The organism is Rhizobium sp. BK049 (assembly GCF_014193135.1).
Classification (GTDB): Bacteria; Pseudomonadota; Alphaproteobacteria; order Rhizobiales; family Rhizobiaceae; genus Rhizobium.
In genome coordinates, this window is the sequence record NZ_JACHYV010000029.1 from 1 (window position 1) to 17,169 (window position 17,169).

Here is a 17,169-nt window from a genome sequence, read left to right on the forward strand (position 1 = left end):
CGTTCGCGAAGATCCTCAGAATATGGGTGCGTCATCCTTGCCGGCCGTCCTTTTCCGGTAGGACAGAGAATCATATTTCAGCTGATTTGCGAATCTGCGATTCTGAAAAATCGAAGCGTGCTCTAGACGTCTGCCTCCCATCGGGATCCCGCAGATGTTCCGCGGGCGCGGGACGTCGCTGGTACGCGCTGACGCTCTTGCCTGACACTCCGGGAAGATTTCAGTGTTCCCAGTGCGAGTGGCAGATGACCGAGCACATGTTCACCCGCTGGAACTGCGGATCCCTTGCGGCCAGGAAATCATTGTTGAAGGTTCCGAAGGTGGTTTCCGGTCTATGCTTCATGCCTTGGTAGAACGCGTCGATGATGCCGTCCTTGAAATCGGCTTCACGAGGGAACGCAGCGACGACCGCGTTCCGGTCTGCCTCATCGTAATGCTCGAATCCTCGGCCGGCGACGTCCATCCCGGCTCCAGCCTGGAGCAGCGCAATTTCCGCACGCATGAACTCCGGTATGCCAGGCGTTGTGTGCAAGGCAACCGCGTTCCACACTGTTTCGATGTCGCCTTCCGAGATGCCGCGTGCGCGCAGGAAGTCGCGCGCGGCATTTGCCCCATCCACTTCAAAGCGAAGGCGGCTGTCTGCGAACTGCGCCGTCAATCCGAGGTCATGGAACATGGAGGCGACGTAGAGCAGTTCGGGATCGTAGACGAGCCCCTTGTTTGTCCCGCCGATGGCTCCCCAGAAGTAGACGCGACACGAGTGGCGAAAGAGCAGCTCGCTTTCTGTGTCGCGTATGAGTTGGGTCACATCCCTTGCGAGCTTGCTGTCGGGAATGCGTATGCCGGCTATCTCCAGCGGGATCATGGCATGCTCCATTGGTGTTGGTTGGGGTCGGCCTTAAGCCGATTTAGCGCACTGCCTGGGGCGTGTTGCGGAAGCTGATGGCCATGCGATTATAGCTGTTCATCAGGCTGATCGCGATAGTGAGGTCGACAAGCTGCTTCTCGTCGAAGACCTTCCGCGCCGCCTGATAGGCGCTGTCGGGCACGCCGGTCTGGGCAACCAGGGTCACGCTCTCCGCCCATGCCAGAGCCGCACGCTCGGTCTCGGAGAAGAGGTTGCCGCCTTCTTGCCAGGCCTGCAGGAGGGCCAACTTTTCAGTTTTGACGCCCCGCTTGATAAGTTCGCGGGTGTGCATGTCGAGGCAGTAGGCGCAGTTGTTGATCTGCGATACGCGGAGATAGACGAGGTCGACGAGTTCTCCCGGCAGGCCGCTCTGGCTGACGTAGCCATACACCCCGCCAAGTGCCTTCGCGCCATTCGGTGCGACCTGGTTGTAATCAAGCCTCTGTGTCATGTCGGTTTTCCTTAGTTCTGCTTTACGGGGAAAGTGAGTTTCGTTTCGGAGGTATCGGTGACGAAGATAGCAAGCAGCCTGGCTGGCTCCGTCTGGCTCGCGTTGCGGCTGATGGAATGGACAGCGCCAGGTGGCTCCGACCAGCCTTCTCCGACCTTGTAGATACGAGCCGGGCCGTCGTTGACCTTCGACTCGACCCGGCCGGAAAGGACGTAGGCATAGATGAAGGCCGACTTGGCATGGGTATGCGGCTTGGAAGCCGCACCGGGCTCGTAGTCGACTTCGACTGCGACAAGCGACTTACCCGGTACGTTGGGGATGGCTTCCCGGAGCCTGGGGGTGACCGTCTCGGACCGCGGATCATGCGCCGATGCCTGCGACGCCATGATCCAGGACATTGCCGCGACGGCGACGGGCAACAGGTTTTTCATCTTCATGAGTGTGCTCCTTTCGATGGCCTGAAGATGCCGCTGCCGTGGCATAAAAAAAAGAACCAAGAACATGCAGAAACAGTGTACCATGAACCCATGGGGACCAAGCTTAGCCTTTCCATCGACCGCTCCGCATCGACATCGCTCTCGGAACAGATTCACTCCGGAATCAGGAAGGCGATCGAGGACGGCGTCCTGGAACAGGGAGCGCGCTTGCCTTCCTGGCAGGATCTTTCGGCCGAGCTTGGGGTTGCGCGCGGAACCGTCCGGGTCGCCTATGATAGGCTTGCTGCAGCGCAGCTGATCGAGGCTTCAAGGGCGGCGGGCACCCGCGTGGCGCAGCGGCCAGGTGCCGTTGCGGATATGCAGACGCGGGTAGATTCAGGTGCGTTCATGCAAATGTATCTGGAAATGACGCAGGGACCCGCGTTCTTCCAAATGGGTGTCCCTGCGACCGACGTCTTTCCCGCAACATTGTTTGCCCGTCTGTATGGCCAGGCCGTGCGAGCCGGTGCGAGCGCGCCGCTGCTCTACCCGGATCCGCGTGGGGAGCTAGAGCTGAGACGCGAGATCGCCTCCTTTCTGGCCATAGCCCGTGGCATGAACTGTTCGCCGGACCAGGTGATGGTGACCAATGGATATGCTGCAGGTCTGGGGCTTGCACTCGGCGCCCTAAAGCTGGCCGGACATCCCGCTTGGCTGGAGGAGCCTAGCTTTCCCTGGTCGAGAAGAGGCGTCGAACTGGCCGGTCTCTCAGTCGCACCGATCCCGGTCGATGCGCAGGGCATCGACGTGGAACACGGTATGCGCTCATGCCCCGGCGCGAAGCTCGCGGTTGTCACGCCGGGACAGCAGGCACCTCTGGGCCATACCTTGTCCCTGGGACGCCGTCTGCTTCTGCTCGACTGGGCAGCGGCGAATGGTGCATGGATTGTGGAAGACGACTACCTGAGCGAACTGCAGCTGACAGGCAGGGCAGCCCCCGCTCTTGCCTCGCTGGATCGAGCCGGGCGTGTCATCCACATCGGCTCTTTCAGCAAGACCATTAGCCCGGCGCTCAGGCTCGGCTTCGTCATCGTACCCCATGCACTGGTGCCGTTGTTCGCGGAGACGGCCGCCTGTCTCATGCCGGCGCCTGGTCCCGCAGTGCAGATGGCTGTCGCAGAGTTCATCAGGGAGGGCCACTATCTGAGGCACATACGCCGCATGAAGCGTCTCTATGCCTCGCGACAGCAGGCCGTGCTTGCTGCCCTTCCAAGCTCCGATTGCGTCGTTGATGTTTCGACACCGGGTCTCGCGGTCCTGCTCAAGCTGCGGGACGACATTTCGGACGTCGCCGTGGTCAGCGAGGCTCTCCCATTCGGTCTGTTTCCAGCACCGCTTTCGACGTGGTTCGCGTCGTCAGCAAGCGCTCAGCCGGGGCTGCTTCTGGGCGTCGCGAGTGCTCCCCAGAGAAATCTCCGCGAGGCCTGCCGCCGGCTTCTGGAGCTGGCCGAACGGTCGCGGCTTTAGGTGTGGCCACCCAATCACCGCGTGTTCCGAAAGCTTGCGCGATACTGAGCTGGAGTGACCGCGAGCCGTTGCGTGAAGACGGCCCGCAGCCTGTCGGCCGTGCCAAATCCGCAGTCGTAGGCCACCGTCTTCAGCTGAAGATCGCTACCCTCGAGCAGGTTCCTCGCGGCATCTACTCTTGCCCGCTCCACGAACTCATGCGGGGTGCAGCCTGTGGCCTGCACGAAGTGTCGAGCAAGGCTGCGTGTGCTCATTCCGACAAGGTTTCCCAGAGACTCAAGCGTGTGGCGTTCGCGCAGATGGTCCATCACATGCTGCTGGATCTTGGCGATCGGCGACGTCGGATCGGCAGGCGCGATAAGGTACGGGCTGAACTGAGACTGGCCGCCCTGTGCGACTACGACCAGCCGCTTCGCGACAGCGAGCGCTACGTCGTTTCCGTGCGTCTCCCTCACCAGAGCCAGCGCGAGATCGATACCCGCCGTCACGCCCGCAGAGGTCACGAGGCGGCCGTCCCGATAGCCGGGCGACAAATCGTAGACGTTCCTCCATCACCGAAGTCTCTTTCCACGGCATCAACACCTCCCGCCAAAAAGCGAAAAGTGTTACCCATGTCTCCGGTACGAAACGTCACCTATCGCTCAAGTCGGGCAGTCCGGCACTTCCCATACTTCAAGCCCTCTTAGTTGAAGTTTTCTGTGATGGCTCACATGGCCCAGTTGCGGCTCCGGCCCGAATGGTGATTGACTCTAATATGTATCTGCTTTAAACAAATACAAATAGCACTGGAGGAGCGCTATCGCGGCTTGAGCATGGGCTTGGCCAGCAGGTTTCCATTAGGGAGGAATGAATGTCAAAGATTTCGAAGATGCTCGCTAGCGCCGTCGCAGCCGTTGCGCTGATGTCGGGGGTTGCCGCTGCTCAGGACACTGTCGGTGTCAGCTGGCGCTATTTCCAGGACGAACGCTGGAAGATCGACGAAGCCGCAATGAAGTCCGTGCTCGAAAAGGCCGGGGTTTCCTATGTCGGCATCGATGCGCAGGGCGACCCGCAGAAACAAGCGGCAGACATTGAAAGCCTGATTGCTCGTGGCGTTAAGGTGCTTGTCGTCGTAGCCCAGGATGCCAAGGCCATCATTCCTGTTATCGACGAGGCCAAGCGCAGCAACATCGCCGTCATTGCCTACGATGCCCCAATCGACACCGGCGATGTCCTTTATACAAGCTTCGACAACGTGGCTGTCGGCCGTGTCATGGGCGAGGCTCTCCTGAAAGCTGTGCCAAAGGGCAACTACGTTGCGATGGACGGAGACCCTGCCCAGACGATCCAGCAGGTTTTCAAGAGCGGTCAGATGCAGGCGATCCAGCCCGCAATCGACAGAGGCGACATCAAGATTGTTGCCCAGCAGAACGTTGAACAATGGAAGCCGGACGTTGCGCAGTCGCTCATGGAACAGGTGTTGACGGCAACGAATAACAAGGTCGATGCGGTACTCGCGATGAACGACAGCATCGCCAACGGCGTGGCGGCAGCACTCGCCAGTCAGGATCTCTTGGGCAAGGTTGGTATCTCCGGGCAGGACGGCGACAAGAACGTCCTCAATCGCATCGCCAAGGGTGAGCAGACGATGACCGTCTGGAAGGACGCGAACGCGCTTGGAACGGTCGCGGCGAAAGCTGCCGTCGAAATCATCAAGGGCGCAAAGATCGATGCCGTGATGGGGGTGAAGCCTGGCAAGACATCAACCGGCGCTTCGCAGCCCGCAATAATTCTCGATCCCGTCGCCATTACGCGTGACAACCTCGACCTCGTCGTGAAGGCCGGCTGGATCTCGAAGGACGTGCTTTGCAAAGGCGTGACGAAGAACCCGCCAAAAGCCTGCGAATAAACAGTTCCAGCTGGAGTTCTGTCATGACATCCATTCTTCAACCTGCGTCCAGCTCGACGAAGCTTTTCCCCCGACTGCTACAAGCGGTCGGGGGAGGGGGCCGCGACACGCGCCTTGTGGCTATGGTGTCCGTTCTTGCTTTGATATGGCTTTGCGCAAACATCCTTACCGACGGCGTATTCCTGTCGCCGCGAAACCTGTTCAATCTCTCGCTGCAGGTCTCGGTCGTGGCCATTATGGCATCGGGCATGATCCTGGTCATCGTGACACGACACATCGACCTCTCGGTCGGATCTCAGGTCGGTTTTCTCGGGGTCCTCGGTGGTCTCGTGCAAAGCAGCTGGCTCTCCGACAGCCCGCACGCCTGGTGGATCTCCTGCCTCGTCATGCTCGCGGGCGGTATGGTGATCGGTTTGATCCAGGGTGCACTTGTCGCCTACGCGCGCATACCCTCATTCGTCGTTACGCTGGGGGGCCTGCTCTTCCTGCGCAATGCTGCTTATGAACTGAACGACGGCACCACGATCGCCCCTCTGAGCGCGACGTTCCAGAATCTCGGTGGGGGACAGAACGGGGTTCTCGGAGCTACCCTGAGCTGGGCGGCCGCCGGCGCGGTCACCGCCTATGTCGTGTTCAACCTTGTCCGCAGGTACCAGCGCAAAAAGTCCCTTGGCATACAGAATGCTTTAACGGCATCCGACATTGTTCCGGCGGCACTCTGGTGCGTTTGCGCATTCGGTCTGGTGGCAGTCATGAACAGCTACTATCGGCCTGGAACGACAGAGTCGATGGGATTGGCCGTGCCCGTTCTCATCCTGATCGCTGTGACAATCCTTATGACGGTAATCGCCAAAAAGCACAGGTTTGGACGCCACGTGTTCGCTGTCGGCGGCGATCCACTCAGCGCGCGATTGACGGGTATCAATACCCAACGCGTCGTCCTGAAAGTCTTCGTGCTGATGGGGTTCCTGTCTGGATTGGCCTCGATCGTTCTTACGGCTCGACTGAATGCCGCAGCGAGCGGAGCGGGCACGATGATGGAGCTCTATGTGATCGCGGCAGCAGTGATCGGTGGGACTTCGCTTGCCGGAGGAGCTGGTACAATTCTTGGCGGCTGCATTGGCGCCTTGATCATGCAAAGTCTTCAAAGCGCAATGGTCCTGATGGGGATTGCGAGCCCGCTGCAGAGCATGGTGCTTGCGGGCGTTCTCGTACTCGCCGTCTGGATTGATACAATGTGGCGCGAAAGGAGGCCATCATGACGACCCCGTTGCTCGAAGCCCGCAACGTCAACAAGGCATTTGGCGGCGTTCACGCAGTCGAGAATGTCAGTGTATCGCTCATGCCGGGCGAAGTCGTCGCGCTACTAGGCCATAATGGTGCTGGCAAATCCACCTTCATCAAGATGCTGTCGGGAGTCTTTCCCGCAGACAGCGGCGAGATCCTGATCGACGGCAAAACCGTTGATATCCGGTCACCCCATGATGCACAGGAAATGGGGATCGAGACCATCCATCAGACGCTGGCGCTCGCCGATAATCTCGATGCGGTCTCTAACCTTTTCCTCGGTCGGGAGCAAACCGACCGCTTCGGTTTCCTCGACACGGAAGCGATGGAGCACGGAGCACGAAAGACAATCGAGCGCATGCGGTTGAGGATACCTTCTCTCAACGTGTCCGTCCGATCCATGTCCGGTGGTCAGCGGCAAGCGGTAGCGATCGCACGCGCACTTCACTTCAACGCGCGCATCCTCATCATGGATGAACCCACTGCCGCCCTTGGACCCGAGGAGACGAAAAACGTCGGCATCCTGATTGAGGAACTCAAAAAGCAGGGTTTGGGTATTTTCCTCATCAGCCATGACATGCACGATGTCTTCGCGCTGTCGGACCGGATCACCGTGATGAAATCCGGACGCGTTGTTGGTTCCTATCCGACGCGAGACCTGACACAGGACGACGCGCTCGAAATGATCATCCTTGGCCGCAAGCCGGCTCGCCTTGCCGCGACGGCATGAGGCATACCAACCCGAGAATGGAAAGAAATATGACAGTCAAAGCACCAAACTTCAGTCTCGATGGGAAGGTTGCCCTCGTAACGGGCGCGGCGCGTGGCATAGGTCGCGCGATCGCACTCGCCTGCGCCGCCGCCGGGGCCGATGTGGTCATCGGCGTGCGAAGCGTGGAGGCGGTTGCCGATCTCGTTGCGGAACTGAAGACCACTGGCCGACGCGCTCTCGCCGTCACGATGGACATCTCGAACAGCGGTCAAATCGCCGAAGCGGTTGCCGAAGCTGTCGCGGCATTCGGAAAAATCGACGTGTTGGTCAATAACGTCGGCGTGGCGCCGGGAAACCTCGCGGAACTCGTCGACGAAAAAGCGCTTGACCAGATCCTCGATGTTAACATCAAGGGCACCTTCCTCGTCACGCAAACGGTTGCCCGCCATATGATCGAGCGCAAGAGCGGTCGCGTCATCAACATCAGTTCACAGGCCGGGACCGTCACGCTTCGCGGTGAAGCCCTGTATTGCATGAGCAAGGCGGCTATCAACCACTTGAGCAGATGCCTGGCGGCCGAGCGGGCGCAATATGGCATTACGGTCAATACGGTCTCGCCCACCTTCATATGGACGGATTCGACCCGCCCGGTCCTTGCCGATCCGGATTTTTATGCACGTACCGTGGGCCATATCCCGCTCGGGCGGATCGGTGATACCGATGACGTTGTCGGAGCCGTGGTCTACCTCGCATCCCCTGCCGCATCCTTTGTGACTGGCGCCAACCTGTTGGTGGACGGGGGATGGTCGATTGCATGACGATGTCCTTCGCTCAAACCTTTGCCTGCACGCTGGCATCTGCTAGTGCGTGGAGGTGTATTTTAAGCAATGATTCGAGTGCGTTGCCGGTGCCTGACAACAGCTCATGATCGACAATGCTGTCAGTGGGAGGAAACTTGACGACGAACAGTGTCTTGAGACACATGAATGCCGTGCGTTGTCTGCGCGTCCTGCGCAGAGACGTTCCTCTGTCGCGCGCAGATATTGCGCGCGAACTGAACGTGACGCGGGCAACCGTCGGCAATTCGATAAAGCAGCTTCTTGCAGAAAATCTCGTTATCGACCTCAACGAAAGCGCCGAGGCCAGCGGAGCCGGGCGCCCCGGGGCTCTCGTATCGCTCAATCCGGCAGGCGCCTACTTTATCGGTCTCGATATTTCCTCGGCCGAGATCAACGCGGTTCTGATCGACTTTTCGATGCGCGTGGTTGCCAAGCGGATCGTGTCGATTGCCGACCGCTATCACGAGCCGAAGCGGGTGATCGAATTGCTCGCCGCCTTGCCGAAGGAACTGGTTGACGTATCAAAGGTCCGGGCATCAAGGGTGCGCGGGGTCTGTATTTCCGCGCCGGGTATCGTGCGCGACGGGAAAATCATTTCCGCCCCGTGGTTGAGCTGGCGAGACGTCGACGTCGTTTCAGCCATGTCGGAAGCGATGAAGCCCTCGCTGCCGCTTCAAATTTGCAATGACGCAGTGGCTCTTGCAAGCGCGGTCGCCGCCGACTCGTCGGAAAGCGATTTGAGCGACGTACTGCTGTTATTGCTCGCACAGGGTATTGGCAGCGCGCATTTGCGGCAGGGGCGGGTCGTCGAGGGAGCACACGGACTTGGAGGGGAAGTCGGGCACATGGTGATGGGTGGGCGGCCTGAAATGGCGGCCACGCACACGTTTGAAATCCTCGCTGGCTACCAAAGATTTCTGCCCTTCATCGAGGATGGCGTCCCAATCCCGGAAGGTCTTGCCAAACTCGTGACCCGGGAAAAATCTCCGGCTCTCGACCAGGCTCTTCATGAATGGGCCTTGGGACTGGCAACTGGCATCCTTAACCTAATTCATATTCTCGACCCAAAAACGATCGTGCTGGGTGGGCCGCTTGCCGTCCTTTACCCTAAGGTGGCAGAGCGCGTCGAGAGACTCCTCTTTGAAAACCTCGTCCACGGCTTCAACGTCCCCCCTATCTCCGTTGCCCGGTTCGGTGGGGATGGAGCTGCCATTGGCGCTGCCGCTCTTCTTCGCGAGAGCCTCTTCGACCTTCCCGAACTGCCCGCCGTTTAATTCGGCGCGGAACGCCAAACGGGTTTGACTCCATATTTGTATTTGTATAATACAAACGCAAATAGTCAGCTTGTGGAGGAAACAGATGCTGAAGCTAATCGACCCCATTCTCTCTCCGGAACTGCTCTACTCTCTTCGAGCGATGGGGCATCGGCACGATATTGCTATCGTCGATGCGAACTTCCCGTGCGATGCCGGCGACGAGCGCCTCATCCGTCTCGACGGCGTTTCCGGGCCAAGGGCGCTGGAAGCCATCCTGAAGATCTTCCCGCTGGAAGAGCAGGAACCACATGTGGCGTGGCGTATGATCGCTGAAGGCGATGCTGCCAAGATCCTACCCGTTTTCGAAGATTACAGGGCCGGCCTTGAGAAAACGCAGGGCAGGGCGATCGAACTCACTGCGGTCGAGCCGGATGAATTCAAGGACCGCGTCCGGGCCGCCCATACGGTCGTGGTCACGGGAGAGCGACGCTTCTATGGCAGTGTCATTCTGCGCAAAGGTGTCATTGCACCCGAGTAAATCGGAATCCAAGCGGTAATCCAATGTCAGGTGACACCTTGCCCGATCTCTTCTCCTCTTCTTTCGACGCCTTCCTTTTTGATATGGACGGAACGATCCTCAACTCAATTGCCGCCGCTGAACGGGTTTGGGGAGCTTGGGCTTGGAAGTTCGGGCTTGATCCAGAAGTGTTCCTACCCAAGATCCATGGGCGCAGGGCCTTCGAAACGATCTCTTCCCTCGGCCTCCCCGATATCGATCCGCAGGCCGAGGCCGCCGCCATAACACAGGCGGAAATCGATGAAATCAACGGTATAATTGCAATCGGGGGTGCGCAGCATTTTTTGAGCAGCCTCCCATCTCATCGGTGGGCCGTCGTGACCTCTGCGCCTTCTGCACTGGCCAAAAGACGGATTGAGGCGGCGGGATTGCCGACACCATCAGTGTTCGTAACAGCCGAGGACGTACGGCAGGGAAAGCCGGCGCCTGATTGCTTCATTCTGGCCGCCGAGCGCCTTTCGGTCGAACCCGCACGTTGTCTCGTCTTCGAAGACGCCGAAGTGGGGATTGCCGCCGCAACCGCGGCAGGTTGTCAGGTCTGCGTCATTACCGAGACGCATAGGCGGCGGATGAAGGTGAACCACCACCAGTTTGAGAATTACGAACGCCTCAAGCCGAGGCTCGTTAACGGGGCCTTGGGGCTACTGTCATTCTGATCATTGAGCGCGTCCGGCGTCTATTTTCGGGCGACCGAAGACAAGGTTTTCGTCCACGGACAACATCTGCTTGTGCAGCATTGATGCGCCGCCGATCGCAGGGCCTTCGCGGCCGAGCGACGAGAGTTTTATTTCCGGGATGGGATGCCCGTTGAGGAGATTGCTCGCAACTTTCTCGAGCGTCTCTTCACGGCAAAGGTCGAAAAGTGCTGCGACCGGTCCGCCGAGCACGATCCGCGTGGGATTGAAAATGCTTGTCAGGGTCGCAATTCCTCTTCCGAGATAAAACGACCAATCCTTGAGAGTCGATAGAGCGCTTTTTTCCTGTCGCCTGGCCGCTTCCATGAAAGCAGGAATGTCATCTGCCGAGCCACCGTGAAAGCGGTAGCGCGCAAGCACAGCTTCGCGCCCGATGAAGCTCTCGAACGATCCCGAAACGGTTGCCAGTTCAACGAAACCCTCGTCCCCCAGTATGATGTGGCCAAGCTCACCGGCATAGCCGTCCTGGCCCCGGAGAAGCTGACCGGAATTTACGATCGCCCCACCGACGCCGGCGTCCAGATAGATGTAGATCTCCGTCTCGCCGCGCTCATCCTTGGACTGGTAGATCTCGGCAATGGCGAAGGCGTTTGCATCGTTCTCGGCAATCAGCAGGGGAATTTCCGGCAAGCGCTGCTGTAATCGCTCCAGGATCGGTTCTTGCCGCCATCCCAAAATGGGCGCTCGCAAAACGGTGCCATTGCGATCGATGACACCAGGGGCGGTCAGGCATAGGCCGCGGATGCGATAATCATTGCCGAGCCTTTGCCTGATATTCTCAACGACATCCACTAACTTTTGCACCACGAGGTCGGGGCCTGCCTCAAAGAGGCTGAAGTCCGCCGTCGACTGAGCGATGACCGACGCCTCCATGTCGAGAGCGACGACGTTCATGCGACCGACGCCGATATCTGCGCCTATGAACATCCCATAGTTTGGGTTGATACGAACAAACGTCCCGGGCCTGCCCGTGCCGGCGCTTTTGTCATCCTGTGACTCGTCTTCCACCAGCAATCCTTCGTCAGCCAGGCTGGCAACGATGCTGCTTGCCGTCGAGCGAACCATGCCCAGCTCTTTGGCGATATTCGCGCGGCTAATCCGGCCATGGCGAAAAACAACATCCAGCGCCCTGACTTCATTAATGTGCCTTACGGCGCGCGGCATGGACATTGGCGTTCTCCAATAAAGTCAGACTCACAAAAAGAGATGTACAATCAAGGAAGTGACGAGCGCATTCAAGCCCATGGCCAGTCCTGAGAAAAGACCCGCCACCGGGTCGACCGAATAGGCACGAGCGATGCCAATTCCGTGTGATGCAAGCCCTACGGCGAACCCTCTCGCACTATAGTCGCGTATCTTCATCGCGTTCATCAGCGGGGTCACGACGACGGCGCCAGTAATGCCGGCCATGATGACGACGGCCGCGGTCAAGGCCGGATCGCCGTGCAAACCAGACGAGATAGCCATGGCGACCGCCGCCGTGACAGATTTCGGAGCGAGAGAAGCGACGACCGTTGGATCGAAGCCGAAGAAGCGGCCCAGATAAATCGTGGAGGTCACCGCCGTCAGGCTTCCGACGAAAAGCGCCGCGACCATCGGAATAAGATTGGCCCTGACCAGATGGAGCTTCTCATATAGCGGTATACCGAGCGCCACAGTCGCTGGCCCCAGCAGAAAATGAATGAACTGCGCACCGGCGAAATAGGTCTGGTATCGAATGTGGAAGATGGAAAGCAGACATGCGATTGTCGCGACCGACAGCAGCACCGGATTGACAAGAGGATTGGCGGGAAGCGCGCGTGCGAACCTGAGCGCGGCTATCCAGACAAAGAGCGTCACGGAAAGCCATGAGAGCGGGGACGCTGCGAGGTAAACCCACAAGCCTTCATCCATGGCTTGCCCCTCCGATGAGCCGCTTGATCGCCAAATAACACCACACGGTGACGATCAGCGTCGCAACCGTCGAGGTGGCTATCGTGACGAAAAGCGCCACGCCTCTTTCAGCAAGGAGGTCCAAATGCTGGATGATCCCAACGCCGGCTGGGACAAACAAGACTCCAAAATTAGCCAATAGCATATGCGATGTGGGCACGGTTGGTTGCATCAGTCTGCCGATTAGAGTTCTTCGAGAAGCAATCAGCGCCCCGAATATTAACGCCATACCTATGACCGGCCCCGGTACGAGACCCTTAAGGTAGTAAGCGATGATTTCGCCAACGAGCTGAAATATCAGCAGAAGCGTGATTCCAACCATCATTGTTCGGCTTCACAACAAACTCGCTTGACTCATAAACCCCAATATGTTTGTTTGCAATCGAAACAAACGAGAGGAGCGTCGTTTGTCGAAGATCCGGCGTGGTGCCGGTAGGTTGGAGGAGGACTACATGCGTTTATCGTTCAAAATGCTTGCCCTGACAGCTGCACTGACCGCATCGGTCAGCGGCCATGCGCTTGCGGCTGAAAGCGTCGAGGTGTTGCACTGGTGGACATCGGGCGGGGAGGCTGCAGCCGTGGGCGTTCTGAAGGACGACCTGCAGAAGAAGGGCGTCAGCTGGCAGGATATGCCGGTCGCCGGGGGCGGCGGTGAAGCTGCAACAACCACTCTCAAAGCCCGTGTCGCCGCTGGCAATCCCCCGACGGCTGCTCAGCTGCTCGGAATGGCGGTCAACGAGTGGTCCGAGCAAGGTCTTCTCGGCGACTTGACCTCGGTGGCTCAAAAGGAGGGATGGGACAAGGTCGTCCCGGATCAGATCAAGCAGTTCGCTGTTCATGATGGGAAGTGGCAGGCCGTTCCGGTTAACATACATCGGCCCAACTGGCTCTGGATCAACGCCAAAGTGTTCAAGGACAACGGGCTGGAGCCACCGAAAAACTGGGACGAGTTCAACGCGGTTGCCGAAAAGCTCAAGGCCAAGGGCATTACGCCCCTGGCGCATGGCGGACAGCCTTGGCAAGACACGACGATTTTTGACGACGTGGTTCTGGGGCTCGGCGGGCCGGACTTTTACAAGAAAGCGATCATTGAGCTGGACGAGACCGCGCTTGGCTCGGACACAATGATCAAGGTCTTCGATCAAATGCGCAAGATCCGCGGTTATGTCGATCCGAACTTTTCCGGCCGCGACTGGAACCTTGCAACGGGAATGGTGCTCAAGGGCGACGCAGCGATGCAGCTCATGGGTGACTGGGCCAAGGGCGAAATCGTCAAGGCCGGCATGAAACCCGGCGTCGATATCCTCTGCGTTACCGCGCCAGGCACCGAGGGCTCGTTCCTTTTCAACACGGATTTTCTCGCAATGTTCCCGGTCGGTGCCGACAAGGTCGATGCACAGACCAAGCTTGCATCGAGCGTTATGTCGCCTGAATTTCAGCAAGCCTTCAATCTCGTGAAAGGATCGATCCCAGCGCGTTCCGACGTGCCGGGTGACAAGTTCGATGCTTGCGCTCAGAAATCCATGGCCGACCTGAAGACGGCCGAGAAGGCCGGCACCCTGATGGGGTCGCTTGCTCACGGCCACGCGGAGCCCGCGTCGATCCAGCGTGCGATCTTCGACGTCGTGACCCAGCACTTCAACTCGGACATGTCGTCTAAGGATGCCGTGTCCGCGCTGATCAGCTCCATCCAGGCTGCGAAGTAACCAGTTCCTCCCTGCCCCTGCCGTCGAGAGGCGGCGGGGGTATCCTGCAGCGAGGTTGCGCACCCGTCCGACCACGGGACGCCGACCAGTTGATTCCGAGCCAGCCGATGTCCTTTTCAAAACGCCTTGGCAAGGTAATGCCAGCAATCGTCCTGTCGCCATCACTGGCGGTCATCACGGTCTGCGTCTATGGCTTCATCGCCTACACGGCGCTGTTGTCCCTCACCGGATCAAAGATGTTCGCCAACTTCACTTTCGTTGGGTGGCGACAGTATGGGAGACTTTTTGAGAACCCCCGATGGATCACAGCCATTGAAAACATGGCGATCTTTGGTTGTCTCTATATCATTGGAGCGACCTGCCTTGGCCTGCTCATCGCCATCCTGATTGATCAGCGTATCCGCTTCGAAGGTGTGTTTCGGGCTGTCTTCCTTTACCCGATGGCACTCTCATTCGTCGTCACGGGCGTCATCTGGCAGTGGCTGTTGAACCCCGGCCTCGGCCTGGAGCACATGATGCGCGAGCTTGGCTGGACGTCTTTTTCGTTTCAGTGGCTGATCGAGCCCGACCGTGCGATCTACACGATCGTCATCGCCGGCGTCTGGCAGGTAACCGGTTTCGTCATGGCGCTTTTCCTGGCCGGCCTTCGCGGGATAGATACCGAGGTTCTTCGCGCTGCCCGCATAGACGGGGCCCCCATACACAAAGTGTACACGCGCATCATCATTCCGGCCCTTCGGCCAGCCTTCCTCACAGTTTTCGTGATCGAGGCGCATCTCGCCATCAAGAGCTACGACCTTGTCGTCGCACTCACGAAGGGTGGCCCTGGCGTGTCCACTGAACTTCCATCGACGTTCATGTATTCGATGACATTCACGCGCAACGAGCTTGCGGTCGGCGCGGCCAGCGCGACCGTCATGCTCGTTACTCTGGCAAGCATCATCATCCCCTACCTTTATTCGGAGCTGCGCAATGAGCCTGCGACTTGATGCGGAAAGCGCCGCAATCCTATCGAAGGGCACCGACATAAAAGCGACCCGTATTCTCGGCCGGGGCTTTATCTATGGATGCCTGATTATCGCAGCCGCGGTTTTCCTGGCGCCCCTTGTCTCCATGATCTTCACGTCCCTGAAAAGCATGGACGAAATTCGGTCCGGCAATATTCTGTCGTTTCCGAAAGCGATCACCTTCGAAGCATGGAAGCACGTTTGGGATTCAGCATGCATCGGGGTTACCTGCGGGGGGCTGAAGGGCTACTTCGGCAATTCCTTCCTGATTGTCATACCGGCCACACTGCTGTCGGTGGGCTTCGGAGCACTGAACGGATACATTTTCGCAAATTGGCGGTTTAGGGGCGACAATATCCTCTTCGGCCTCGTCCTGTTCGGCTGCTTCATCCCCCTACAGATCGTACTGATCCCGATGGCCGGCCTCCTCGGCCAATTGAAACTCGCCGGCACGATACCCGGTCTCGTTCTCGTTCACGTCGTTTACGGGATTTGCTTCACGACGATGTTCTTCAGGAACTATTTCGTGACCGTGCCGGCGGAGATCTTCAAGGCGGCACGTATCGACGGGGCCGGGTTCTGGGCCGTGTTCATCCGGATACTGCTGCCGATCTCCTGGCCGATCGTGATGGTGTCCATCATCTGGCAGTTCACGGGGGTCTGGAATGACTTTCTGTTCGGGGTCTCGTTCGCAGCCGGCTCCAGTCAACCGGTGACGGTCGCTCTGAACAATCTGGTCAATACATCAACAGGCACCAAAGCTTACAACGAAGACATGGCCGCCGCGATGATCGCCGCGCTGCCCACCATAATTATCTACGTGGCGGCGGGGCGGTACTTCCTTCGTGGTCTGATGGCCGGTGCAGTGAAGGGATAACGACGATGGCCAACCTGGCGATCAATCACATCAACAAAAGCTTCGGGAGTCTGACGGTCCTGAAGGACATCAACATCTCCATTGAAGACGGGGAGTTCCTTGTCCTTGTCGGTCCTTCAGGCTGCGGGAAATCGACCCTGCTCTCCATTATCGCTGGACTGGACGAGCACACATCGGGCTCGATCACCATCGATGGTAGATCTGTTCAGGGCCTTGAACCGAAGGAAAGGGACATCGCGATGGTGTTTCAATCCTATGCGCTCTACCCGGCAATGACGGTCGAGCAGAACATCGGCTTTTCGCTGGAGATGAGCAAGATGCCGAAAGCCGAAAGGGTGGAGCGCGTCGGCAAGGTTGCAGATCTGCTTCAGATCCGCCACTTGCTCAAGCGGCGTCCGGGCCAGCTCTCGGGCGGGCAGCGTCAGCGTGTTGCCATGGGACGAGCGCTGGTTCGGGAGCCGAAAATCTTTCTCTTCGATGAGCCGCTATCGAACCTCGATGCGAAGCTGCGTGTGGAAATGCGCACCGAGATCAAGAAGCTGCACCAGCGGCTCGGAGCCACCATCGTCTACGTCACCCATGACCAGATCGAGGCCATGACGATGGCGACCCGGATCGCCGTGATGAAGGACGGTATTCTGCAGCAGTTCGGTACGCCCGAAGACATCTATGATCGACCCGCAAACGTGTTCGTCGCGACCTTCATGGGTTCGCCGCCGATGAACCTGCTCCCCGCCATAGTCACTTCCGGCTCCCAGAGCCTCTCCATTAAAGGCGCGGATACGACTTTGCCGGTCCCCATGTCAGTCATCGACATGCCTGCCCCCGGCAGGGAGGTGCTTCTGGGCCTCAGGCCGGAATGGATTTCACTGGCGACGGACGGCAACTCCTCCAATCCAACACTGACGCTGCATGTGGATGTCATCGAGCCCACTGGCCCGGATGTGTTCGTGGCCCTGCGCACAGGTGAGCGCGAAATCATGTCGCGCCTGCCCACGGGCACTCCGGTCCGGATCGGAGAGAAATCATCCTTCGCACTCGACCTTTCAAAAGCAGTTCTCTTCGACGCCGAGACCGGCGTCGCTCTCTAAA

General features: G+C 58.7%; 18 protein-coding genes and 1 pseudogene. 12 read left to right on the forward strand and 7 right to left on the reverse strand.

Features of this window, described 5'->3' with window-relative positions:
- Window positions 1-220 precede the first annotated feature (220 nt).
- From FHT70_RS25000 to FHT70_RS25010, 3 genes are read right to left on the reverse strand one after another with little or no spacing between them, the layout of a single operon-like run.
- A complete protein-coding gene (locus FHT70_RS25000) occupies window positions 221-865 on the reverse strand; it encodes an HD domain-containing protein (RefSeq protein WP_183705512.1) in 645 nt (214 codons plus the stop codon).
- A 43-nt stretch (window positions 866-908) separates the two neighbouring features.
- A complete protein-coding gene (locus FHT70_RS25005) occupies window positions 909-1,358 on the reverse strand; it encodes a carboxymuconolactone decarboxylase family protein (RefSeq protein WP_097600240.1) in 450 nt (149 codons plus the stop codon).
- Between the two features lie 11 nt (window positions 1,359-1,369).
- The gene (locus tag FHT70_RS25010; RefSeq protein WP_183705514.1) at window positions 1,370-1,795 is read right to left on the reverse strand and encodes a cupin domain-containing protein; all 426 of its coding nucleotides are present in this window, start codon (window positions 1,793-1,795) and stop codon (window positions 1,370-1,372) included.
- A 90-nt stretch (window positions 1,796-1,885) separates the two neighbouring features.
- Here FHT70_RS25010 and FHT70_RS25015 point away from each other — a divergent pair, with 90 nt between their 5' ends.
- Window positions 1,886-3,301: a PLP-dependent aminotransferase family protein gene (locus FHT70_RS25015; RefSeq protein ID WP_183705622.1), complete on the forward strand. Its 1,416-nt coding sequence runs from the start codon at window positions 1,886-1,888 to the stop codon at window positions 3,299-3,301.
- A gap of 14 nt (window positions 3,302-3,315) precedes the next feature.
- On the opposite strand, the pseudogene FHT70_RS25020 reads toward FHT70_RS25015, so the two are convergent.
- Window positions 3,316-3,819: pseudogene (locus tag FHT70_RS25020) on the reverse strand (helix-turn-helix domain-containing protein); the annotation flags it as partial.
- A gap of 332 nt (window positions 3,820-4,151) precedes the next feature.
- On the opposite strand from FHT70_RS25020, the gene FHT70_RS25025 reads away from it, so the two are divergent.
- The 7 genes from FHT70_RS25025 (at window position 4,152) to FHT70_RS25055 (ending at window position 10,516) form a co-directional block, all read left to right on the forward strand.
- Complete coding sequence (locus FHT70_RS25025; protein WP_183705515.1) at window positions 4,152-5,189, forward strand: substrate-binding domain-containing protein; 1,038 nt, start codon at window positions 4,152-4,154, stop codon at window positions 5,187-5,189.
- Between the two features lie 23 nt (window positions 5,190-5,212).
- Window positions 5,213-6,451, forward strand: a complete 1,239-nt coding sequence (locus tag FHT70_RS25030) for a sugar ABC transporter permease (RefSeq protein WP_183705517.1) — start codon at window positions 5,213-5,215, stop codon at window positions 6,449-6,451.
- The gene (locus FHT70_RS25035; protein ID WP_183705519.1) at window positions 6,448-7,206 is read left to right on the forward strand and encodes an ATP-binding cassette domain-containing protein; all 759 of its coding nucleotides are present in this window, start codon (window positions 6,448-6,450) and stop codon (window positions 7,204-7,206) included. Before FHT70_RS25030 ends, FHT70_RS25035 begins: the two co-directional genes overlap by 4 nt.
- Window positions 7,207-7,235: 29 nt before the next feature.
- Window positions 7,236-8,006: a glucose 1-dehydrogenase gene (locus FHT70_RS25040; protein ID WP_183705521.1), complete on the forward strand. Its 771-nt coding sequence runs from the start codon at window positions 7,236-7,238 to the stop codon at window positions 8,004-8,006.
- Window positions 8,007-8,143: 137 nt separating this feature from the next.
- Complete coding sequence (locus FHT70_RS25045; protein ID WP_183705523.1) at window positions 8,144-9,301, forward strand: ROK family transcriptional regulator; 1,158 nt, start codon at window positions 8,144-8,146, stop codon at window positions 9,299-9,301.
- An 85-nt stretch (window positions 9,302-9,386) separates the two neighbouring features.
- Window positions 9,387-9,821 carry an RbsD/FucU domain-containing protein gene (locus FHT70_RS25050; protein ID WP_183705525.1) on the forward strand — a complete coding sequence of 145 codons (435 nt, stop codon included), beginning with the start codon at window positions 9,387-9,389 and terminating at the stop codon, window positions 9,819-9,821.
- A 23-nt stretch (window positions 9,822-9,844) separates the two neighbouring features.
- Window positions 9,845-10,516: an HAD-IA family hydrolase gene (locus FHT70_RS25055; protein WP_183705526.1), complete on the forward strand. Its 672-nt coding sequence runs from the start codon at window positions 9,845-9,847 to the stop codon at window positions 10,514-10,516.
- Here FHT70_RS25055 and FHT70_RS25060 read toward each other — a convergent pair whose 3' ends face one another.
- The 3 genes from FHT70_RS25060 to FHT70_RS25070 are packed head-to-tail and all read right to left on the reverse strand — an operon-like array spanning window position 10,517 to window position 12,812.
- Window positions 10,517-11,725 carry an ROK family transcriptional regulator gene (locus FHT70_RS25060; protein ID WP_183705528.1) on the reverse strand — a complete coding sequence of 403 codons (1,209 nt, stop codon included), beginning with the start codon at window positions 11,723-11,725 and terminating at the stop codon, window positions 10,517-10,519.
- Window positions 11,726-11,749: 24 nt separating this feature from the next.
- On the reverse strand, window positions 11,750-12,448 hold the full coding sequence (locus FHT70_RS25065; RefSeq protein WP_183705530.1) for an LrgB family protein: 699 nt from the start codon (window positions 12,446-12,448) through the stop codon (window positions 11,750-11,752).
- Window positions 12,441-12,812, reverse strand: a complete 372-nt coding sequence (locus FHT70_RS25070) for a CidA/LrgA family protein (protein WP_183705532.1) — start codon at window positions 12,810-12,812, stop codon at window positions 12,441-12,443. Before FHT70_RS25070 ends, FHT70_RS25065 begins: the two co-directional genes overlap by 8 nt.
- Before the next feature lie 127 nt (window positions 12,813-12,939).
- On the opposite strand from FHT70_RS25070, the gene FHT70_RS25075 reads away from it, so the two are divergent.
- The 4 genes from FHT70_RS25075 (at window position 12,940) to FHT70_RS25090 (ending at window position 17,168) form a co-directional block, all read left to right on the forward strand.
- The gene (locus FHT70_RS25075) at window positions 12,940-14,193 is read left to right on the forward strand and encodes an ABC transporter substrate-binding protein (protein ID WP_183705625.1); all 1,254 of its coding nucleotides are present in this window, start codon (window positions 12,940-12,942) and stop codon (window positions 14,191-14,193) included.
- A 107-nt stretch (window positions 14,194-14,300) separates the two neighbouring features.
- The gene (locus FHT70_RS25080; protein ID WP_183705534.1) at window positions 14,301-15,182 is read left to right on the forward strand and encodes a sugar ABC transporter permease; all 882 of its coding nucleotides are present in this window, start codon (window positions 14,301-14,303) and stop codon (window positions 15,180-15,182) included.
- Window positions 15,166-16,077: a carbohydrate ABC transporter permease gene (locus FHT70_RS25085; protein ID WP_210282944.1), complete on the forward strand. Its 912-nt coding sequence runs from the start codon at window positions 15,166-15,168 to the stop codon at window positions 16,075-16,077. The genes FHT70_RS25080 and FHT70_RS25085 overlap by 17 nt, the downstream gene beginning before the upstream one ends.
- 5 nt (window positions 16,078-16,082) lie before the next feature.
- On the forward strand, window positions 16,083-17,168 hold the full coding sequence (locus FHT70_RS25090; RefSeq protein WP_183705536.1) for an ABC transporter ATP-binding protein: 1,086 nt from the start codon (window positions 16,083-16,085) through the stop codon (window positions 17,166-17,168).
- Window position 17,169: the final 1 nt, after the last annotated feature.